At 49.5% G+C, this 22,179-nt stretch carries 18 protein-coding genes; 8 read left to right on the top strand and 10 right to left on the bottom strand.

What is annotated here, in order from left to right:
- The first annotated feature begins 4 nt into the window (after positions 1 to 4).
- A complete protein-coding gene (gene erg / locus MEALZ_RS06400) occupies positions 5 to 1,288 on the top strand; it encodes a delta(14)-sterol reductase (protein ID WP_014147797.1) in 1,284 nt (427 codons plus the stop codon).
- 482 nt (positions 1,289 to 1,770) lie between these two features.
- Here the strand turns inward: erg and MEALZ_RS06405 are convergent, their stop codons facing one another.
- Positions 1,771 to 3,024 (bottom strand): hypothetical protein, encoded by a 1,254-nt coding sequence (locus MEALZ_RS06405; protein ID WP_014147798.1) that lies wholly within the window; start codon positions 3,022 to 3,024, stop codon positions 1,771 to 1,773.
- Between the two features lie 620 nt (positions 3,025 to 3,644).
- On the opposite strand from MEALZ_RS06405, the gene hpnR reads away from it, so the two are divergent.
- A complete protein-coding gene (gene hpnR, locus MEALZ_RS06410) occupies positions 3,645 to 5,204 on the top strand; it encodes a hopanoid C-3 methylase HpnR (RefSeq protein ID WP_014147800.1) in 1,560 nt (519 codons plus the stop codon).
- Positions 5,205 to 5,294: 90 nt separating this feature from the next.
- Here hpnR and MEALZ_RS20915 read toward each other — a convergent pair whose 3' ends face one another.
- The 5 genes from MEALZ_RS20915 to soxY form a co-directional block, all read right to left on the bottom strand.
- Complete coding sequence (locus MEALZ_RS20915) at positions 5,295 to 6,332, bottom strand: hypothetical protein (RefSeq protein ID WP_014147801.1); 1,038 nt, start codon at positions 6,330 to 6,332, stop codon at positions 5,295 to 5,297.
- A gap of 163 nt (positions 6,333 to 6,495) precedes the next feature.
- Positions 6,496 to 7,755: a molybdopterin molybdotransferase MoeA gene (gene moeA / locus MEALZ_RS06420; RefSeq protein WP_014147802.1), complete on the bottom strand. Its 1,260-nt coding sequence runs from the start codon at positions 7,753 to 7,755 to the stop codon at positions 6,496 to 6,498.
- Complete coding sequence (soxA, locus tag MEALZ_RS06425) at positions 7,752 to 8,588, bottom strand: sulfur oxidation c-type cytochrome SoxA (protein ID WP_014147803.1); 837 nt, start codon at positions 8,586 to 8,588, stop codon at positions 7,752 to 7,754. Before soxA ends, moeA begins: the two co-directional genes overlap by 4 nt.
- Positions 8,585 to 8,905 carry a thiosulfate oxidation carrier complex protein SoxZ gene (gene soxZ, locus MEALZ_RS06430; protein WP_014147804.1) on the bottom strand — a complete coding sequence of 107 codons (321 nt, stop codon included), beginning with the start codon at positions 8,903 to 8,905 and terminating at the stop codon, positions 8,585 to 8,587. Before soxZ ends, soxA begins: the two co-directional genes overlap by 4 nt.
- A 1-nt stretch (position 8,906) precedes the next feature.
- Entirely contained in the window at positions 8,907 to 9,356 is a 450-nt protein-coding gene (gene soxY / locus MEALZ_RS06435; RefSeq protein WP_014147805.1) for a thiosulfate oxidation carrier protein SoxY, read from the bottom strand.
- 53 nt (positions 9,357 to 9,409) lie between these two features.
- On the opposite strand from soxY, the gene MEALZ_RS06440 reads away from it, so the two are divergent.
- Positions 9,410 to 9,688 carry a hypothetical protein gene (locus tag MEALZ_RS06440; RefSeq protein WP_014147806.1) on the top strand — a complete coding sequence of 93 codons (279 nt, stop codon included), beginning with the start codon at positions 9,410 to 9,412 and terminating at the stop codon, positions 9,686 to 9,688.
- A gap of 122 nt (positions 9,689 to 9,810) precedes the next feature.
- The gene (locus MEALZ_RS06445; RefSeq protein ID WP_014147807.1) at positions 9,811 to 10,236 is read left to right on the top strand and encodes a UPF0158 family protein; all 426 of its coding nucleotides are present in this window, start codon (positions 9,811 to 9,813) and stop codon (positions 10,234 to 10,236) included.
- A 723-nt stretch (positions 10,237 to 10,959) separates the two neighbouring features.
- Here the strand turns inward: MEALZ_RS06445 and dxs are convergent.
- The 4 genes from dxs to MEALZ_RS06465 are packed head-to-tail and all read right to left on the bottom strand — an operon-like array spanning position 10,960 to position 17,542.
- Entirely contained in the window at positions 10,960 to 12,822 is a 1,863-nt protein-coding gene (gene dxs, locus MEALZ_RS06450; protein WP_014147808.1) for a 1-deoxy-D-xylulose-5-phosphate synthase, read from the bottom strand.
- A 54-nt stretch (positions 12,823 to 12,876) separates the two neighbouring features.
- Positions 12,877 to 14,517: a copper resistance D family protein gene (locus tag MEALZ_RS06455; RefSeq protein WP_014147809.1), complete on the bottom strand. Its 1,641-nt coding sequence runs from the start codon at positions 14,515 to 14,517 to the stop codon at positions 12,877 to 12,879.
- A 10-nt stretch (positions 14,518 to 14,527) separates the two neighbouring features.
- Positions 14,528 to 14,884, bottom strand: a complete 357-nt coding sequence (locus MEALZ_RS06460; protein ID WP_014147810.1) for a copper resistance CopC family protein — start codon at positions 14,882 to 14,884, stop codon at positions 14,528 to 14,530.
- Positions 14,885 to 14,926: 42 nt separating this feature from the next.
- Positions 14,927 to 17,542, bottom strand: coding sequence for an MMPL family transporter (locus MEALZ_RS06465; protein ID WP_014147811.1), 2,616 nt, complete (start codon positions 17,540 to 17,542; stop codon positions 14,927 to 14,929).
- Between the two features lie 796 nt (positions 17,543 to 18,338).
- Between MEALZ_RS06465 and MEALZ_RS06475 the strand changes: the two genes are divergently transcribed.
- The 4 genes from MEALZ_RS06475 to MEALZ_RS06490 all read left to right on the top strand — a co-directional run bounded on the left by MEALZ_RS06475 (position 18,339) and on the right by MEALZ_RS06490 (position 21,942).
- Positions 18,339 to 18,773 carry a MarR family winged helix-turn-helix transcriptional regulator gene (locus MEALZ_RS06475; protein WP_014147812.1) on the top strand — a complete coding sequence of 145 codons (435 nt, stop codon included), beginning with the start codon at positions 18,339 to 18,341 and terminating at the stop codon, positions 18,771 to 18,773.
- A gap of 48 nt (positions 18,774 to 18,821) precedes the next feature.
- Complete coding sequence (locus MEALZ_RS06480; protein ID WP_014147813.1) at positions 18,822 to 19,349, top strand: hypothetical protein; 528 nt, start codon at positions 18,822 to 18,824, stop codon at positions 19,347 to 19,349.
- Between the two features lie 233 nt (positions 19,350 to 19,582).
- Entirely contained in the window at positions 19,583 to 21,076 is a 1,494-nt protein-coding gene (locus MEALZ_RS06485) for a SulP family inorganic anion transporter (protein WP_014147814.1), read from the top strand.
- The gene (locus MEALZ_RS06490) at positions 21,076 to 21,942 is read left to right on the top strand and encodes a universal stress protein (RefSeq protein WP_014147815.1); all 867 of its coding nucleotides are present in this window, start codon (positions 21,076 to 21,078) and stop codon (positions 21,940 to 21,942) included. The genes MEALZ_RS06485 and MEALZ_RS06490 overlap by 1 nt, the downstream gene beginning before the upstream one ends.
- The last annotated feature ends 237 nt before the right edge of the window (positions 21,943 to 22,179 follow it).

Here is a 22,179-nt window from a genome sequence, read left to right on the forward strand (position 1 = left end):
GATAATGAGTGAACAAGAATCGAGAGACAATGCGGCCGTCGATGCGGTTCGTCAGAAATACGGTTTCGGCTTTTCATGGCTTGTGCTCATGATAGCGCTGCCGCCACTGGTCTATTATTTATGGATTTGCGTCACTTATTACCAAGGTGAACTGGTCTTCACTAGCGACGCGGCGGCTTGGCGGCGGTTTTGGTCTCATGTTGCGCCGCCGACCTGGCATGCCGCAGGCCTTTACGCGGCTTGGTTTTTAGGTCAGGCCGCGTTGCAGGTTTGGGCGCCTGGTCCGACCGTTCAAGGCATGAAATTGCCTGACGGCAGTCGGCTCGATTATCGGATGAATGGAATATTTTCTTTCCTTTTTACCCTGGCCGTGGTGTTCGGTTTGGTAACGATGGGGTGGTTGGACGCTACCGTTTTGTATGACCAACTCGGCCCATTGCTTACTGTAGTGAATATTTTTACCTTTGTTTTTGCGGGTTTTCTCTATTTTTGGGGCTTAAACGGGAAGCAATGGGAGCGGCCGACCGGACGTCCTTTTTATGATTATTTCATGGGAACGGCGCTTAACCCACGGATTGGATCTCTTGATCTCAAGCTGTTTTGCGAAGCCCGCCCCGGCATGATTTTTTGGTTACTGATGAATCTTTCGATGGCGGCCAAACAGTATGAATTGCACGGCACGGTGACTGTCCCGATGTTGCTCGTGGTGGGGTTTCAAAGTTTTTATTTGATCGATTACTTTATCCATGAAGAAGCCGTCCTGACGACTTGGGATATCAAGCACGAGAAGTTTGGCTGGATGCTTTGTTGGGGAGACTTGGTGTGGTTGCCTTTTACCTATACCTTGCAGGCTCAGTATTTGGTCCATCATACCCATGACCTGCCCGTATGGGGCATTATTGCTATTGTGGCTTTGAATTTGGCCGGTTATGCAATTTTTCGGGGCGCCAATATCCAAAAGCATCATTTTCGGCGCGATCCAAACCGGATTGTGTGGGGGAAGCCGGCAAAATATATTAAAACCAAGCAAGGTTCATTATTACTGACTTCCGGTTGGTGGGGCATTGCTCGTCACATGAATTACTTCGGCGATTTGATGATTGCACTCTCGTGGTGTTTGCCCGCTGCTTTCGGTAGCCCCATACCTTATTTCCATATCGTATATTTCACCATTTTGCTTCTGCATAGAGAAAAGCGCGATGATGCGATGTGCTTGGCAAAGTACGGCGAAGATTGGTTGCAATACCGGAAAAAGGTGCCTTGGCGTATCGTGCCAAAAATTTACTAAGGATTTCGCGATACATACCCATCGTAGATCAAAATTCGGCGCGCGGGTGACGGAGAACGCAATGCCATTAAGTAAAAAGGACTTTTCCGTTCGTCTTGGGCCCTTCGGCTGCGCTCAGGAGAGTCTTGTCGAAGGGGAATGGATGCGTCCGAGTCGATAAATTAAGCCATCCATGGTTCGACAGACTCACCACGAACGGCTTAATTTAACCTGATTAGCAAGATGCTTCAGCTTGCTGAAGCCAATTGTCCGAGCAGTGGCCAGTCGTAGCCACTTCTGCGGGACGGGTTATTTAAGCCGTCCCCAACGTTTCGGTTTGCCCTAAACATTTCGGCTAACTTCGGCCAAAGTCAAAACGTTTAGGACGGGGTTGCAAACCCCGTCCTGCTAGGGATATTCTGGTTTTTGGGCTTTAGCTGAAGAAACTTGCTAATCAGGTAATTTAATGCTAGCGGGACTCCGAATAGAAATCGGAGCGCTGTTTATTGTTTGTTAATCGGTAATTGGGCGATTCGATGCTCTATTTTTTGCATCATTTTCTGATAGGCGGCGCCTTCTAAACCGCCGTAGAGTCGATTAAATTCCTGTTCTGCAAGATATTCGGGTAAGTCGGCTGTTTTCGGGATGATGTCGCGCTCTTGGGCCGTGCTCATAAATGCTTGAATTTTTCCGGCTTGTGATGGATTTTGCACGGCGAGCTCGCCCATGAGCGTGCCGGCCCGATTGGCGGTCATATCGATGAATGAAAAGCCGCTGCCGCCTCTCGAATCTTCCAGTTCTTTATATAATCCTATGGCGTCGGCCAATGGCGTGCCGGCATAGGCTGCAAGCGTAGCCGACACTAAATAATGTTTGCTTAAATCGTTGCGTTGATTGAGAGTCACGGTTCGCCAAATCGGACGATATTGGCTTTTTAGTGAAGGAATGATTTTATTAAGCGTTAAACGGTTGGCGTATAACGTTAGCACCAGAATGACGGCACGGTTTTCACCAATCGGGTCGCTTCGGCGACTGCGTTCGTTTGCCAATTGAAATAAGGGTTGCGTGAGCTCGGTCAAACTCAAGTGCTTTTTGGGCGCGCGCGTTAGTATTACCAAACGTTGCTGATAAACTTCAATTCGATGCTGTTCTTGTTCGGGTAAAAGAGCGCCGCTGAGTTTGGTCGGTAAATTTTCATGCCATTTATAAGTCACGATCATTCGTTTGTTGATGAATCTGACCTTTCTGATCATGGCTTGAAGCGCCTTCCAATCGGCATCCGGTAGTATAAGGCTGTAGATACTTTTGCTTAAATTATTTGCTATAAGTCCGGGTATTCTTAATTTGCCCAACGATAGATGGTCGATTTCAGGAAGACTATGTGTTTGCTTGAGTTCGATTGTTAAGTTTAAATAATTGCCCAGTGGGTTTGAAGGTAGTTTTAGAGTGCTTTCAATGATGGCTCGATCTTGTTTGATTGTTAAACCGGCAACGCCGCCGAAATATTGATTGACGAAATAATTGACGGCTAGGTCCAGGTCTCTCTGTTCAATGCTGGCTCTTGCTATCGTGCCGGTTGCTAGGCGTCGCGGGTCGTTTTCTACAAAAATTTGTTTTCCTCTAGCTATTTGCTCGGGGGTGATATCAGGTCTTGCTCTTAGCTTGGGTTTGTCTTCCACGACTAGCAGCAGTAAGGTGATAGTCAGGACCAGAAAAACCAAAAGCGATGAGAACAATAGTTTTATAATTAATTTCATTAAAAAGTTTTGAATTCGCCAATTTAAAAGATACCCTTTGCTAGCCGTATTTCGGCGCCGGGGCTGTCAACGCCATTATTAAGTGTCAAGAAGTTAGGTGCGGGGCAAATTATTACCTGATTAGCAAGTTTCTTCAGCTAAAGCCCAAAAACCAGCATATCCCTAGCAGAACGGGGTTTCCAACCCCGTCCTAAACGTTTTGACTTTGGCCGAAGTCAGCCGAAATGTTTAGGGCAAACCGAAACGTTGGGGACGGGTTAAATAACCCGTCCCGCAGAAGTGGCTACGACTGGCCACTGCTCGGACAATTGGCTTCAGCAAGCTGAAGCATCTTGCTAATCAGGAATTATTATACCCTTCGTTTATCAAAAATCGGCGCAGGGGCGTCCGTCAAAGGCCCATCCCTAAATTTGGAGTGCGAAAGGTATATAGCGATGAGAGCTGGAGCTTGGGAAAGAGCGTGATGCGCTACAAAACTCATGGCTCCAAAAAAGTTATTTCTCACGAAATCCTAAATAAATTTGACCGTTATAGTAAGTTTTTTTATAGTGAGTCGATACTATTTTTGGAAGTTTTGTACAATTATTACGAATACAATGGTCTGATAAGGAGTCGAAAACATGAAATTTCTTGCTGTTCATCCTAGCCCGCTGATGTATACCAAGGTGTTTTTACGCCTTGAGCCGCTTGGGCTGGAACAAGTTGCCGAAACGGCCCGGCGGCAAGGTTACGATACACGGTTGATCGACTTGCAAGTAGAGTCTCATCAAGATTTATTTCGGTTAATGGACGATTGGCAACCCGATATCGTTGGTTTCTCGTTGAATTATTTGGCCAATGTTCCCGAGGTCATCGATCTCGTTAAAGCCGTGAAAGCTCGTTTGCCGAAGAGTTTTGTCTTTATCGGCGGGCATAGTGCGTCGTTTACCGCCGAAGAATTATTGGAACACGGCGAAGGCAGTCTTGATGCTATTCTCAAAGGGGAGGGCGAGTCGGGTCTTCCTTTGTTGTTCCAAGCCATAAAGGAAGACAGAGAAAACGTTCATGACGTGCCCGGTGTGGTGACGATGAAAGGCGAGGGCGGACAGCCGACGTTTATCCCTGATCTTGACAATCTTGCGCCGGCTCGCGACTTAGTCCGACATCGTAATAAATATTTTCTCGGTACGCTCGATCCTTGTGCGTCGATCGAATTTTCCCGAGGTTGCCCGTGGGACTGTTCGTTCTGCAGTGCTTGGACATTCTATGGACGAAGTTATCGCGTGATGAGTCCCGATAAAGTTGTCGAAGAAATGGAAAAAATTCGCGAGCCCGGTATTTTCATTGTCGACGATGTCGCATTTATTCAAGAAAAAATGGGCTTCGAAATCGGCGAGGCCTTGGCTCGGAAAGGCATTAAGAAAGAATATTATTTGGAAACGCGCGGCGATGTGTTGCTGCGTAATAAAGACGTCTTCAAGTTTTGGAAGGAGCTTGGGATGAGCTACATGTTCTTGGGTATCGAGTCGATCGATCAGGACGGGCTCGAAAAATATCGTAAACGTATTGATTTGAGTCGTAATTTCGAGGCTTTAGAGTTTGCGCGGACTCTGGGTATCAATGTCGCGATCAACATCATTGCCGATACCGATTGGGATCATGAGCGTTTCCGTGTGGTCAGGGAATGGTGTAAAGAAGTTCCTGAAATTGTTAATATCAGCGTCAATACGCCTTATCCGGGAACCGAGAGCTGGCTAACCGAGTCGCGTAATTTGACGACCCGCGATTATCGATTGTTCGATATTCAGCATGCGGTGCTGCCGACGCGTTTACCGATAGAGGAGTTTTACGCGGAATTGGTCGAAACTCAGCGTGTGATGTTTACAAAACACATGGGGTGGGCGGCTATGCGCGATGTGACGAAGGTCTTGGTCGGCAATTTAATGCGCGGCCAAACGAACTTTGCGAAGAATCTGTTTAAATTCGATAAAGTATTCAATCCGGAATTGCAATTGGCAGACCATCAAATGCCGGTTAAATATCAAATGAAGCCGCCGGTTAAAGACACTAAATTTTCCAGCGCCAAGGCGTTATCCAAGTCGCTGTATGTTCATGAGCCGTTAGGGCGGACGAGTCGACAGTTGGATGACGATACCGAAAAATTTGTCGATGAGAGTCGGGGCGCTTTGAGCGAGTCTTGACGGTATTCGTTATCGGTTTGGCAGATATTCCGGTAGAGACGAGGCGACTGTCTCTACCGGCCTAATGTTTTGAAAGGAATAATAATCGATCTATCGGATCCAGTTTGTGTTCCATTTTAAATGCGAGGCTAATTCCGCCTCGATGAGTTGATCGTAATGGCGCTGCAGAGTTGCCTCTGTCGGGCGCGGAAACAGTGACGTTTCGATTTCGGTGCGTAGTTGCGTCAACCAGTGTCTTCTCAATACGCTATCCTCGGGGATTTCGTGCTTAAAGTCGGATTTGCTTGGCGTGCCGACGATTGCGAGTTCGATTGGACTTGATTTTTCCTTTACGTCGATAATCGAAGCAGACGCGGCAGCGTCGGGTATTTCGATGCCATCGATAAGTTTAAATCGTTGTAATGCCTCCGGGTTAAGTAAGCGGTTTTCCGCTTCGGATTCGACTAATTGCCCGTAGTGGCGCAGCAATACGCAATCGGCCGGGCGCGGAAATAATGTTGCTTCGACTTCGGTGCGCAACTGCGACAATAAGTGACGTCTCAATACCGAATCTTCGGGAATCGGAATCTTTTGTTCAACCCGTATTGTAGTGTCTCTAACCGGAGCACTTTCAATTATTGATACCGTGGATGCGGCGGGTTTTCGGCTTTGTTCCGATATTTCAGAGTGAGATTGCTTGAGGTTTTTTTCAATTTGCTTGAGTGTCCGTCCTGCCCGGCTTTTGATTTCTTCCCGTTGCCTAACCTCTCGCCATATCAGAAAAGGCAATATCAAGCCGATGACGGCAAATAAACCTGAAACCGCAGCCCAGATTAAAACGCCTTTCGTGAATAACTGAAAAGTCCACCAAGAAAACCCTAGTAATACGGCAATGCCGAAGGAAATTTTCAGCGATAACTTAAAAGTTGAGGTACTTGAATTGCCGCTATAGATGTAAGCAGGGTCGATGCCGTTTTTTAAATCTTGGAAATGTGCGGTATCGTATTTCGAATGTTTGGCGGTTTCGAGCCAATCGAGGCTTCTTCTGAGTCGTTTTTTATGTACGGTGTTTCTTATAGCCAGAAGCATAATAATCAATGTGGTCGACAGTGTAGCGGCCATGGTGATCATGATTTCGTCGGTAATCATAGCTACCCCCTTTATTGTAATAATTTTTGGTTGTGTCCATTTGCCGTGACAACAGAAAAGCTGAGTTGTCATGAGATCCTGCGACCTAGCATGCGTTCAGATGAAAGTCAAATGTAAATCTAACAGAATTGACATTAAATATCTAATAATTTATTGAGAGGGGTTAAAACATGCCGCAAAAGGGCATTACGGTAACCCAATCGCCGGCGGATTTTGATGTATCTTGATGATTCAAAATAATAAACGCATTGGCTTTGCTCATCGACATCAAAATGCCCGAGCCTTGTTTGCCGGTCGTCTTGACGATCCAGTCGCCGTTTTCGTCGCGGCTGACAATACCGCGTTGGATTTCGGTTCGGCCCGGTTTTTTGCGTAAATTTTCGGTCGTTCTTGCCGTTAAGGTCGGGGCTATCGGCTTGTCGACGATGCCGAGCATTTTTTCCAAAGCCGGCAGCACAAAAAAATAAAAAGTCACCAGCACGGCAACCGGATTCCCCGGCAGCCCGAAGAAGGCGGCATTGCCTATGCGCCCGAATGCAAGCGGCCGGCCCGGTTTGATCGCGACTTTCCAAAAATCGACTTGTCCCGAATTTTTCAAAGCCGTCTTCGTAAAATCGGCTTCGCCGACCGAGACGCCGCCGGTCGAAATAATCACGTCGGCATGGCGGCCTGCCTCATTGAAGCGCTGCAAAAGCACTTCGGCATCGTCTTCGATGATGCCGAGATCGATGATCTCGATGTCGGATCTGTCCAATGCCGCGAACAAGCTGTAGCGGTTACTGTCGAAAATGCCTGCTTCGGTCGGAATTTGATGCGGCGCGACGATTTCGTTGCCGGTCGATGCGATCGCGACGGTCAATTTGCGTTTGACGTTGACTTCGCAAATGCCCAGGGAAGCAAGCAGGCCGATATCGGGCGGAGTCAGCAGTTTACCGGAAGCCAATACGGTTTCGCCTTGTTTGATGTCCTCCCCGGCGCGGCGAACGTTTTGGCCGGCCTTATGTCGGGAGTCTATTGTGATGAAACCGTCCTTAATTTCGGCATGCTCTTGCATGATCACGGTATCGAGCGCTTCCGGCATCGCGGCGCCGGTCATGATGCGCAGACAAGTTCCTTTTTCGATGCTGCCGCGAAAGGGTTCTCCGGCCAAAGCAATGCCTTTAACGGCTAGACGAGCGATGCCTTGATCCGGAAGATCGGAACTGTGCAGCGCGTAACCGTCGACCGCCGAATTGGTGTGCGGCGGAACATTCGACGCCGATACGACGGTTTCATGCAAGACTCGACCGCGCGCTTTTTCGATCGGTAACCTTTGGTAGCCTTCGATTGCAGGTAGATTGTTTAAAATACGGGACAGCGCCTCTTCGCAAGGCATCAGCCCCGATTCGAAAATGTCGGTGCAACTCGGTTGGGTGTGAATCATTTGCGGATACTCGGGCCGTTAATCGGAATGCCGTTGCTCATTGTGCTTAAAAAGTATTCGAGATTACGAAATTCTTCGCTCTGCGCGCCGGGAGATTCTGCTCTGATTTGTTTGAGGCATTCTGAAAAACGCCGGTGCAATGTGCCGGTTTCGCCCCATTTGAGACGATACACCGGCCAATGGCTGGTATGGCCCAACGACGGGCTCAACAATTCGGAACGCAGCAGTTTGCCGGCGTTTTGCACATGACAGGTCGCGCAGGCGAAATTCAATTGACCTTGCCGCCGGTAATAATAGTCCTTGCCGGCTTCATAAGCGGCCAATGCGCGCGGGTCGGAAGCGGGGATTTCGATCGCGATGGTTTTCCCCCTGCTGGTGTAGGCCAGATAGGCGAGCAGTGAGGCGATCTCGCCTTTCTGATAAGGAAGAGGATCTTCATCGTTTCGTTGCCGGCAGTCGTTCAGGGCTTTCGCAAGCGTGACGACTTCGCCGCTTTCACCGTTCCAAACCGGATAAAGCTGCGCGATTCCGACTCCTCGTTCCGGCAGGCAATCGGCATAATGTGCGCCGTTGCCGAAAGGGGTGTTGAATAGGGTTTTGCCTTCTTCGATCGCCCATTCGTAAGGCGGAAACTCCTCGATCGCTCGCCAGGATTCGCGCGCATTCGGATCGATCGCGTAAACGCCGTCGGCGTAATCTTGAAGCGACAACGTCGGAAAAAGCTTTCGATAATGTTCGACGAAGGCGCTTCGGTCCTGTTCAGGATTGGCATGTGTCGAATCGGCAAAACCGCAGATGAGCAGGGCGCCGGCAAACAGTGCGGTTTTGGTCATGACGGATCGGTCAAGATTTGCTCGGCGCTGCCGGTGAGTCCCCGGTTATCGGTCCAATCGACTCGAATCAGGTCGCCCATTTCGATGCCGTTCAACACAAAGGCGAAATATGGATTCTTCGAGATGCTGCCGGCCATCCGGGCGGTGATTATTGTTTTGTCGTTATGGCGAACGGTCAACGTTTTGATGTAATGCGCTGGAATCAACTCATTTGTTTCGGGGTCTCGGTTGCGGCCGTGTTCCATCGGGTGTGCGATCAATATTTTGAGTTCGGTCGTGTCGTCTTTGCGCTTGATGCGAATTTTCGTGTTTGCCATCTTAGCCACCGCATCCGCCGATCGTAACTTTGACTTGTTGGCGCGCGCTGTAAAGCGTTTCGCCCGATTTGATGACCGCGATCACGTCGCAGGTTTCGGCCATTTTTAGGTGAGCTGAAACGAACGGCTCGGTTTCCGGTGCGATATTGAAAATAGCGGCCAGAGGCACAGGGTTCTTTTCGACCAGAATTGCGATGCTTTCGACATTGGCCAGCGTGCTCGATACCGTGATGGGCACGACGGCGCCGTCTTCGGCTATCAGAGGCAATTTGAGCGCGATCGCATCCGATTCGACGATGGTCGCGTCGGCGTACAATCGATCCAGCGTTCGATCAAGCTTGCCGGGAGCGAAGTGGTCCTCGGCCCAATCCGCGAACGCAAGCCGAGGTGCGATTACACCGCTACAGGCGATCACCGATTGTATCAAAAATGTTCTTCGAGAATTGGACATGATTTCGTTAAAATAAAGTCGAATAGGGCTATTCTATCCGATAAAGGCAAAATATGATTACTCTGGAAATGGTCGAATTATATAAAAAATACGGCGGCGATATCGATGGCTGGGCGCGCACGGCCGTAAGCAATGAAAAGTCGGTCATGAGCGACGCGGACTGGTATGAAATCGACGCTTTCGTTCATGAATACGGCTTGGTTAAATCGGGTCTGGCATCGGCGCGTTATGCCGAAAAACTGCACCATCGAATGTCTGCGGCGGTCAGCGACGAAGATGCTTTACAAGGACTGAAGGCGCTCGTCGAAGAATCGCGGCAGGGCGCGCTTTGAGTTTTTGCAGGTTGGGGCGCCCGGCTCGTCATGGATAATGATGAGTGTCTGACAGGGCGTCGGGTGAGCGCCCGGAAAACCGAAATTTGATATGCGACCACAATACTGAAACGGAGCAAGCAATGACTGTCAAAATTGTTGAAATCATCGAGGCGATTGAATTTATCAGCGCAGATCCCAGCCTGGATAGCGAAGCATTTTTGTCGCGCGAAACCGGTAAAATTCATATCCGCTCCGGTGATTTTGATTTTGATGACGCGGAGGATTTACCCGAGGATCTGGACGACCCCGATCGCTATATCGGCTTGCCGCATAAGCACGATCTTGATCTAGGCAACTCATTGGTCCGATCGTTTGTCACTGAGTTTTGCCCAAGTGAAAGCGAAAAAGTCCGGGATATGTTCAGAAAGCGCGGAGCCTATTCGCGGTTCAAGAATTGGGCGGAAAGCAAAAATCTCCTGGACGATTGGTACCGATTCGAGAATGAGTCTGCCGAAGCGGCTATTCGCGAGTGGTGCGAGGATAATGATATAAAATTGACGGGGTGACCGGGCGTATCGTTTTCTTTATACCCTTTGCTGGTCAAATTTCGGCGCCGGGGTGTCCGTCAAAGGACCCAGCCCCTAAATTAGTAAGACTATTAACCATGACCGATGGGCTATGGAATTTAGGGGCTGGGTGAATACGTCCATGTAGGCTCTGTGACAGCATCCCTGCTGTCAAAGCCTTTGCCGAACATCCCGGTGCCTCCATACGTCAATGCCGAAATTTGAAGTGCGATGGGTATAACCTAGAAATAGCATTTCACCATGAAGATCATGAAAAATAGGAAGTCAATTCAATAGACTATTCTGCGAATCATAGGGTATGGATTTACCCAAAACGTGAACTTTCTATTCTGGGATTCCGCGTTGCTTCATCCCGACCTGCACTGTCAAAATAGTCGAGTATAGGCTGGGGTGAGGCACTAACCCATGCGCATCTAGCTAAAACGGTCAACCCGTACGCTTTCCTAATTTCCGTACTCATCGCTATACATAAGTCATGTATTACCCTTTTGCAATCTTAGACAATGTGACCTCGAAGCCATTTATTGTAACTTGACATTCTCGGCCTCGAAGCGACCTAAATTCAATACAAGGGCGATTTTAATCGCCCTAGGCGAATGAGAACTTGCTCCTACAAGAAACATGAGCAAGTCAGGAAGTTAGTTTTAGCGACATCCTTAGCTTGATGCGTATGTGCACGAACCCCGGCACGATACTGCGGCATTATCCGCAAAATTGCTCGATGCTCTGCAATATGCCTTGGGTATCCAATCCGCAAAAACTCAGTAATTCTTCGCGCGTGCCTTGTTCGATGAAGGCATCGGGCAGGCCGATGTTGAGCACCGGCATCACGATTCTTTGCGCCTGCAGAAATTCGTTGACTGCGCTGCCGGCGCCGCCGGCGACGACGTTTTCCTCGACCGTGACGATGACGTCGTGACTCTTGGCCAGTTCCAGAATCAATGCTTCATCGATCGGCTTGACGAAACGCATGTTGACTACGGTCGCGCCGAGTTGCTTGCCGGCCTCGACCGACGGCGTAACCATGCTGCCGAACGCCAGAATCGCGATGCGGCCGCCTTGATGGCGCAATTCGGCCTTGCCGATCGGTAGCGCGGTCATGGTGCAATCGACCGGCACGCCCGGGCCTTTGCCGCGCGGATAGCGTACCGAAGCCGGGCCTTTATGCAGATAACCGGTATAGAGCATCTGCCGGCATTCGTTCTCGTCGGCCGGTGCCATGATTAGCATGTTCGGCAGGCAGCGCATGTAGGTGTAATCGAAACTGCCGGCATGGGTCGGGCCGTCCGGGCCGACTAAACCTGCGCGGTCGAGCGCAAACAATACGTCCAGGTCCTGCAAGACCACATCGTGTATCAATTGATCGTAGCCGCGTTGTAAGAAGGTTGAATAGATCGCGACGACCGGTTTGCCGCCCTCGCAGGCCAGGCCCGCCGCTAAGGTCACGGCATGCTGCTCGGCGATGGCGACATCGAAATAACGCTTCGGAAAGCGTTCGGAAAAAGCGACCAGGCCCGAGCCTTCGCGCATTGCCGGGGTAATGCCCAACAAGCGCTCGTCCTGCTCGGCCATGTCGCAGAGCCATTGTCCGAATACCTGCGTATACGTCGGGTGCGGAGAAGGGGCCGATTTCGGCAGACAATCGCGGCTCGGGTCGAAGGCCGGCACGCCGTGATAGGCGAGCGGGTCTTTCTCGGCCGGCGCATAGCCCTTGCCTTTCTTGGTGACGATATGCAAGAAACGCGGGCCGGAAATGTGTTTTAGATTCTCCAGCGTTGACACCAGCATGTCCAGGTCATGGCCGTCGATCGGACCGATATAATTGAACCCCATTTCCTCGAACAAGGTGCCGGGCACGACCATGCCTTTCATGTGCTCTTCGGTCTTGCGCGCCAGCTCCCAGACGCTCGGCATGCTGCTGAGAGCTTTCTTGCTTTCTTCGCGTACCGAAGAATAAATCTTACTCGACAGAATCTTAGTCAGATAATTATTCAACGCGCCGACATTCGGAGAAATCGACATATCGTTGTCGTTCAAGATCACCAACAGATTCGCATCGATCGCACCGGCATGGTTCATTGCTTCGAAGGCCATGCCGCCGGTGATGCTGCCGTCGCCAATGATCGCGACACAGTGCTTGTCCTCGCCGCGTAAACCGGATGCGATCGCCATGCCTAAGGCCGCGCTAATCGACGTGCTCGAATGGCCGACGCCGAAGGCATCGTATTCGCTCTCGGAACGGTTCGGAAAGGCGCAAATGCCGTCGCGGGTGCGAATCGTCGTCATGCGCTCCTTGCGTCCGGTCAGGATCTTATGCGGATAGGCCTGATGGCCGACATCCCAAACCAATTGATCGCGCGGCGTGTCGAATACGTAATGCAGCGCCACAGTCAACTCTACGGTGCCGAGGCCTGCCGAAAAATGCCCGCCGGAAATACTGACTGTGTGGGTCAGAAACTCGCGAAGTTCTTTGGCAAGCGGAATCAGATTGGCTTTGGTCAGTTTTCGTAAATCCGCCGGTTTATCGATCAGGCTCAGTAATGGATACTCGTTAGCTAGGTTCATAGTATTTTCTCAATGGATGCTTCATTAACCATCAAACGAAGCGGGCCAAAAGGCTTAATAAAGCGGCTCTTGATAGAACATCAAGATCATGCCGACTTGTAGCATCGCGAACGCCGAGATTAGTCCGGCGATTTGTTTTTGTTTCGGGTCGTGCAGTTGTATTTCAAGCCAGCGTGCGCTGGCTACGATGATGGAAAAAAAACCCATCAAGGTGTGGCCGGCTTGAATCAAAAAGGCTGTTTTGGCTTGAAAGCCGACATGGGAGTGCGTCAGCAGCATCAGTCCGCCGATGGCTCCTAATATCGGAAACATATATATCAATTTTAGATTCGAGTTTTTGGGATGCCTTGCTTTATATTCCAGTATGCCCATAATGCAGGCCATGAGCGTTGCGATGCGGTGTTGCAGGATCTCGCCGCTATTCAATGTGCTTTCCCAAAAGCCGACCGGTCCGAGCGGCCAGACTTCGGGATCGCTGCGAATGAACAGAAATAGTCCGAGAACCGCGAAGCCGAGCGGCCATAAGGGGCCGCGATGCGGCGGCGGCGGACGCAAATTGGCATAGATCGACAGTAATGCAATCGTTGCGACGAAGACGCCGGCGACATTGTGATTATGGTCGGACCAGTCGGCCATCGCGCGCGACGGGACTTGACCGACAATCGCGGTTCTTCCTTCTTCGCCCGCCATCAGTTCTTCATGGGACGGCGAAGTCAGCATTGGTATTCGCGGTTTGAAAGTAGCGAGAGTTTCCTGCCAAGTCGCGGTGGTTTCCGGAATATCAACCGCAGGCGGTTGGGTGGCCAGACTGACGGCGGTAAACAATATACTGATCAAGATAAAGGTTTCAGCCTGGATGTAATAGGGGATTTCTCGATAGAGATTACTTTCCCGATGTTGCGCGAAATATTCTCGGGTTCCGCGGTTATTCAAATAAGCCAAAAACAAGGCAATGCCTAGCATGAATAACTTGACCAGTAACAAATTGCCATAGCCTGTGCCGATAAAACCGTTCCAACTATCGATGTATTCGAAGGTCATCGGTAGCCCGGTCAGCAGTAAAATGGCAAGCGAGGCGATTCCGAGCGAGGTGAATTTTTTTAGAAACGCAGGCCAAATATCGGCGGCTATGGTTTTTCGCCGAGCTAATCGCCAAATATTAAGTAACTGAAATATGCCTCCGACCCAAATCGCGGCACCGATTTGATGGATTACGGTGAGGGTCATCAATTGAATACGTGCCTCGTAACGACCCGCGCCATGCGCAAGCCAGGCGCCGGCAATCAATACCAGTGTGGCGATTACTCCGGCAATTAACCATCTGTCTTTCGAGGCAGGTTGAGTGGTGAGTTTATGACCGATATAGAATGCCAAGCCTCCAGCCAATAGCATGCGGGCCATGCCGGCTTTAAATTGTATGGTTCCGGCGAATGCCGGAAAGGGCCACACACCTAAGGTTGCGTTCATCAACCATACTTTTAGTACCAGCGATAAGGCTTGTGTCAATGCAAGGCCGAAGGCGCCGTAGTAAATCAGAGTGACGGTCGAATTGAGTTGCGGCTCGGAATAACGCTCGTTGGTATTCCAGGGTTTCAATATAAACAAGCCCCATACCAATCCGCCGATCGCCGCGCTAAAGAAGACGCGGTCGACGCCGCCGACCAGAGAGTCTAAAAAATCAGCCAATCCACCCATTGCAAAACCCTTATTCGACGACAAAGAAATGAATAATGTCTTCGGTCAAATGACCGTCGGCGGCGAATACTTTCAGCCGAATCGCATGCTCTCCGGGATCCAGTACAGGAAGCTCTACGATGACTTCGCCTCGTTTTTGACCCCGTTCGACCTTTAATCTTTCGTGAATATCGCCTTTTTTGACCAGGTCGAAATGCGATAAAGCCAGTTCGACTCTGGAATTAAAGACCAGCGACACATTGTTACTCTTACCGGCTTGAACCGGATCTATTTTTAACGAGGTTTCAGTGACCACGGCATGAGCGAAAACAACTGTTGAGCTTATGGCAGACAGTAAAAAAAAGATTCGAAAAAAGTGTTTAAACATAAATTTTAAAAGTTTTGAAAATAACAGTGAGTAAGGTCAGTTCTACTTGCTTGGGTTAATCAGTGCCGGCAAGACGATCAAGCTGCAGGCCAAAGTCATCGTAATGCCGACTGATAGCAATAAACCCATGCTGGCGATTCCCAAGTGCGACGTAAACGCCAGGCTTGTAAAGCTGCACAGCGTGGTCAATGCGCTGAAAAACACGCCGCGCGCCGAGCTCGATTGCAGCAAGTCGGTTTGATTGCTGTGTTTGTGTTGTAGTCGATGCACGATATGAATCGCGCTGTCGACGCCCATCCCCAACAGCAAAGGCAAGACGATGATGTTTGCGAAATTAAAGGGATTGTTCAGTAGGACGTTGAATGCGCCGGTGAGTAGCGCGGCAAGCAGTAGCGGCACGATTACCAATAACGTCGATTTTATGCTGCGCGTGATAATCAGTAGCAGCGCTACAATGAATATCAGTGCGCTCGAAAAGGCTTGGATGAACGCGTCGACGACGGCTTGTCCGGAAGTGACGTCGCCAATCGGCAAGCCGAATACTTGCGGATAGGTATCGAGTACTTGATTGACGAATACTTTTAGATGATTCGGGTCGTTAAGGTCTTGTTCGGGTAAAACCAGTAGTCGGACGATGCCGTCGGGGCTGATCCAATGGCTTTTGACAGTTTCGGGAATGTCGTCGATTGCGAATTCGGTAGCGGTCAGGCCATCCCGCAACATACGCATCGTTTCCGGCAATAAAATCATCACATTGGTTTCCAGTTGCGAATAGACCGAATCGGGGCGTTCGGCCTTGTCGGCATGGTCGATGAAAGCTTGAATGTTGCGGCGAAGTCGTTCAAGCAATTCGGCCGAAACCGGAGTGGCTTTTTGCGACAAGGCTTGTTGCAGCGATTGGTCGAAATGGATCAAGGCGCTTCTGATATCCGATTTTTCGTAAGCGCGGTCGAATCGATCGAGTTGCGCGGGCATGATCAAATTGAGCGTATCGAGGATGTCGAGTTTTTCGTCTTGCTGTTCGGGGACTAGGTTGCTCAGTGTGATTGCTTGATGAACGCTCGATAAGGTGCTGAATTTTGCGGCTAGGTTGTCGGCGTCTTCTAGGCTGTCGGTGAGTGCGGAAATGATGAATGGCGAGTCGGTTTTGCTTTGCAGCAGTTTCTTAAAAGCCACAACCGACGGCGTTTTCGGATCGCGTAAATGAATCGGGTTCGAATCGAAAGTCAATTGCGTCAAAATAAAGCCGCTAGCGACCGCCAATAACAATGCGATCTTGCGGATAGACCTGGAATGGCGGAACGGAAACCGATAGAGCCAATCGGGCAGTGTTGCGGTCGGCTTCGCGCTTATCGGTTTGAAACGCATTAATTTCAACAAGGCGGGCAGCAGAAGCAGTGAAATCGCCAAGCCGATAAACATGCCGGCGCCGGAAATGATACCGAGTTCCGAAACGCCCTTGAAGTCGGTGGGTACGAATGCGAAAAAGCCGATCGCGGTCGTCAAGGCGCATAAAAACAATGACGGGCCTACTGTATGAATGCTATCCGAAATGGCTGCATCGGTGGGCATGGCATGCAGACGGCACTCTTGATAACGCAAGCATAGGTGGGTCGCGAAATCGACGCCCAATCCAATATACAAAACCGCGAATGCGACCGAAATCAGATTCAAGTGGCCAATGGCGACAGCAGCAAAACCTGCGGTTAGGACGAGTCCGGCGATCAATGCGATGAAGGTCGAGAAAACCAATCTTACCGAGCGAAGCCCTAGCCAAAGCGCGGAACAAACCAAGATCAGCGAAACGATCCCGGAAATGACCATGCTTTCGTTAACGCTCTCCATTTCTTCATGTTCCAACGCGACTTCACCGGTGAAGCTCAGGCGTACCCCAGGAAATCGCGATTGCATTTGTTCGGAAAGCGCTCTGAGGTAGTCCATCGGTTTTTCTGCAGGCATCAAATCGCTGAAATCGAGATGCGGTTTAGCAATGACGAGACGGCGGGTTTGGTCTTTTCCGAAGCTGTCTTCGGCCAGCATTTTTTGCCAAGACAAATAATGGTGGCGGTTTTCTTGGGTTGCGGACACCGTTTCATTGAAAGCGCTTAATAACGGGTCGATCGGCATCGTTAAGTCGCGATCGCTTTCTGTTAGCGCCAGGGAGAGGATGTCTAAAAAACCAGCGAAGTGATAATTCTTGGATAGATGGCCGATAAACGGCTGTGCATCGACCAGTTTTTCCGATAAGGCTTCGAGTTCGTCCAATTCCAAAAATAAAAAACCTTGTTGCCGGAAAAACGGATTGTCGTCAGGAATATAAACCGATTCGAATAGGTTTTGCCTCGTTTGCAAATCCTGTTCTAGGTATGTGGCGGCGAGAGAAGTTTCTTCGGGCGTGTCCGATTCGACAATGGCAATAATCGCGGCGGCATCGAGCGGAAATGCTTGCTCTAGTTTGAGTCTGACTTTTTGAAATGGCAGTTCTTGTGACAATAACTCGGCGGTGTTGTTGTTGATGCCGAGATTTTTGATCGTGTAATTCAGGCTCAGAGCGCATAACAAAACAAACAACGACAACAGAGTCCAAGGAAAACGCAAAGGAAGTTTTGCTATGGATTCGAGCAAGCGGGTTTGTATCGTTGCGGTATGTTTTGCCATGGTTTTAAAGGTGGATAGTTTGTTGAATGTCGGTTTAAGAGTGCAGGTTTACAATGTGTTTTGTAATGCTTTCGTGTCAGGCGGCTTTATTAAGTCAATACCGTATCTTGCTTCGTGTCGAAAATGGAGTCATAAAGGTGCGGAAAAGGCATTATTCATGTGGTATCTGGAACTCGACCGTCAAGCCCCCTTGCGTCATTCATTCGAGTAACAGGACGCGCTTATCGGCATGAAACCAAAGTTAGGCATTTGATCTAGCGGGACGGGGTTTGCAACCCCGTCCTAAACGTTTAGACTTTGGCCGAGGTAAGCCGAAATGTTTAGGGTAAACCGAAACATTGGGGGCGGGTTAAATAACCCGTCCCGCAGAAGTATCGGAAACCCGTCATTCCGTCATGGATTGCCGGAACCAGTTGCCACGGATGGCTGTATTAAGTGCACCTTTATGGTCTGAATTTCGGCAATCTTTTGTTACATGACGACTTAACTTAATGGCCCATGAAACCAAAGTTAGGCATTGATTATAGTAACGCTGTTGGCATTATGCAAAATATTGTTGTATTTAGGCTAAATGATACAAGTATGGGTAAAAATGTGACGGCATGTTTTTTGATAATCTATAAGCATGGTTGTTGTCAGGATTTTAGTGCTCCTCAGCGATTGATATTGCTTGATCATTTAAGGATATTGAGTGTTCTGCTTCACCGCCGGGATTGTTTTTAACCGAATTTGCACTTGTTGCGTTTGAGCCAATCAAATATAATACCCCTCGCTTACTATATTAAAGCCAATCTATATGCATTTTCGTTTCGGCTTTCTCAGCTACGAAATCAGTCACGTCATTCGTCAGCGGTTTAATAAAAATGCCGAAATTATCGGTATTACTCATTCGCAATGGCGGGTCTTGGTGCATTTGTCCGAAAACCCTAACTGCCGACAAGTCGATTTGGCCGATATTCTCGATATCAAACCGATCACACTGGTCAAGCAGCTCGATCAACTCGAAGCGCGGAATTTGGTGCGTCGCATCAAAGACAGCGATGATCGGCGCGTCTATCGGCTCGAGTTGACCGCAAATGCATTGCCGGTCATGCAAAAATTGTGGGACATTGCCGACCGGGTTGAAGCCGAGGTATTAGGCGCATTGACTCCGGATGAGCAAGCATTGGTCATTCGGCTATTGTGCCGGGTTAAAGGGGCTATTTGCGGCAAAGAACCCGATATGTCCTAAAATTCTCTTCGGTGCCGTAACGCGCGGCAATAACATCAAAGGCAAATTGTGTTTGATTTCATTAAAAAACTGAAGAAATCGCAAACTAACGGATGGATAGTCGGTTTATTTAAAAAGCCCGCTCCGGCATCGCCCGACGAAAGCGATCGGCAAATGCTCGCAAGAGTCGCTCGGCAGTTTTTTTGGTTGTTTATCATTTTGTTTTTTTTCGAAGACCTGCTGGATTTTGCAGTCGAAATCGTGCATTCGGTTTTTGAAATTCTTCATCTGCTAATCGAGTTTATCGAAGGCTATATCGAAGAAATACTCGAACATCTGTTGCATACCGATCACCATCAGAGCGAGACAATTATCGTCAATGCGGTTTTGTTGATCGGAATGTATGGATTTTATCGTTTCGTCCGCGCATTTCCGCGTATTGTCCGGCGCTTGAAAAGAAGCTGTTACGCAGCCTGGCTCAAATACAAAAGAAATAAATTAGCTTATTGGCAGGCGTTATTGCCGGAACAGAAAATTAAACTGACGGCTGCTTACCTGGTCGGCCTGGCGATGCTGCTGTTTTGGTTGACGCTATGAAGTTAAACCGGATTCCTACACTATTAAATTTATTCTCGATGACTCATACACATACGCCACCTTAGCGTTTTCCCTGATTTTCTTAACCACTCCACATTTGCTCACAGCCTTCGAAGGCTCTTTTCGTCTCGTAAACAGGGCAGGATACGGGATTGGAGTGAGCATATTTGTTCTCTTAATTTTCATTCGGCGGTCGGACCGGCCGTCGACGGTTTTGTATTGACAGGAATACCATGCTCTTTTTATCGAAAAAACAAGATTGGCTCGGCAATATCCGGGGGGATTTATTGGCCGGCATCGTTGTTGCACTCGCACTGATTCCCGAGGCGATCGCATTCTCGATCATCGCCGGCGTCGATCCGAAAGTCGGACTCTATGCCTCGTTTTGTATTGCGGTCGTGACCGCGTTCGTAGGCGGCCGTCCCGGCATGATATCGGCCGCAACCGGGGCGATGGCGCTGTTGATGGTGACCTTGGTCAAGGATTACGGACTGCAATATTTGTTAGCGGCAACGCTATTGACCGGCATGCTGCAGATCGTCGCAGGCTACATCAAGTTCGGCAGTCTGATGAGTTTCGTGTCGCGCTCGGTCGTAACCGGTTTCGTCAATGCCTTGGCGATTTTGATCTTCATGGCGCAATTGCCTGAATTGACCAACGTGACTTGGCACGTTTACGCGATGACCGCAAGCGGATTAGGGATTATTTATCTGTTTCCGTTGATTCCGGCGGTCGGCAAGTCGGTACCGTCGCCGTTGCTCTGTATCGTCGCATTGACTGCCTTGTCGATCTATTTGGGATTGGACATCCGCACGGTCGGCGACATGGGTGAGCTGCCTGACGATTTGCCGATATTTTTGTGGCCGGAAGTTCCATTGACGCTTGAAACCCTGAAAATCATCTTTCCTTATTCTGCATCTTTGGCGGTGGTGGGATTGCTCGAATCGTTGATGACAGCGACGATCGTCGACGATTTGACCGATTCCGGGAGCGACAAGAACCGCGAATGTAAAGGCCAAGGTTTGGCCAATATCGGTTCGGGTCTGCTCGGCGGCATGGCAGGCTGCGCGATGATAGGACAATCGGTGATCAACATCAAATCGGGCGGTCGCGGACGTCTGTCGACGTTGGTGGCCGGTACACTGCTGTTGATCATGGTTGTCTTTCTCGACGAATGGATTTCGAAAATCCCGATGGCCGCGCTCGTAGCCGTAATGATCATGGTGTCGATCGGTACCTTCAGTTGGCGTTCGGTACTCGATTTGAAGAAACATCCCCTATCGAGCAGTGTCGTTATGATCATGACCGTGATCGTAGTGGTATTTACGCACAATCTCGCGATCGGCGTGTTTGTCGGCGTGTTGTTGGCGGCGCTGTTTTTCGCGAACAAGATCAGTCATTTTCTATATGTCGAATCGGAAATCGACGAAGATCAAAGCGTCAGAATCTATCGTGTGGTCGGGCAGGTGTTTTTCAATTCAGCCGAAAAATTCATCCAATCGTTCGATTTCAAAGAAGCAGCCGAAAAAGTCGTCATCGATTTACATCGCGCGCATTTCTGGGATATAACCTCGGTCACGGCATTGGACAAGGTCGTGATCAAGTTTCGGCGCGAAGGTGCTGAAGTCGAAATTATCGGCATGAACGAAGCGACCACGACGATTGTCGACCGGTTCGGCGTACACGACAAGCCGGAAGAAATCGAAAAAATCATGGGAGGACACTAATGAATAATAACGAAAATAGAGTGCTGGCTTGTATCGACGGATCGGCGTTGACCGAAGCGGTTTGCGATTACGCGGCCTGGATCGCGCAGCGCGTCGAAGTGCCGCTGAAATTATTACACACGATCGATCATCATCCCGAAACCGCGACAATGTCCGATCTGTCCGGCAATATCGGTCTGGACAGCCGCGACGAATTGCTGGAGGAAATTACTCGATTGGACCAGCAACGCATCAAGTTGCGTCTGCAGCAAGGTAAATTATTATTGGAGCATGCAAAACAGCGCGTGATACAGGCCGGCGCCAGCGATCCGATTCTAACTCAACGGCATGGCAGTTTGGTCGAGGCCTTGATCGAACTGGAAGATGTGACGCGCGTTTTGGTAATCGGCCTTCGCGGCAAGGTGCATGAAAACCAGCCCGACAAGATCGGCGCGAAACTGGAATCGATTATTCGTTCGCTACACAGACCGATATTGGTCGTCAACGAGTCGTTTAAAGCGCCTGAGCGTATCATGCTCGCCTACGACGGTAGCTCGGCGGCCGAAAAAGCGTTGGATATCGTTGCCAACAGCCCGCTCTATAAAGGCTTGGTTTGTCATCTGGTCTGTGTCAGTAAGGACGACGGCAAGGGACAATTGCTCGAAATCGCCGAGAATAAACTGAAGCAGTCTGGCGGTATCGAAGTGGTTGCACAAAAACTGGCAGGAAAACCCGATTTGGTACTCTGCGAATATCAAGAAACCCATGATATCGATATGACCGTGATGGGCGCGTTTAGTCATACCAAGTTACGCGATCTCTTGCTCGGCAGTTTTACCGCGAAAATGCTGTTGCATAGCAAAAAGCCGTTGTTGTTGCTGAGATAAACAGGCGAGGGGCGAGGAAAGACGTCAGCCCTTCAAGGGGGCTCATGTTCTGTGGGAACGATCTCCTGATCGCGATTTCGAGGGCATGAAGGTTGGCTAAAAATAAATGCCATCAAGGTTGCATCGGCAAAGATTGGGATACTGATGAAGAATGGGTGGCTACTTCGGGCTATTTTTGTTGCTAAGATTACGGCAATTTAGTCCGTAATGACGATTAGTTGTAGCCATGTAATAAAG

The organism is Methylotuvimicrobium alcaliphilum 20Z (genome assembly GCF_000968535.2).
Taxonomy (GTDB): domain Bacteria; phylum Pseudomonadota; class Gammaproteobacteria; order Methylococcales; family Methylomonadaceae; genus Methylotuvimicrobium; species Methylotuvimicrobium alcaliphilum.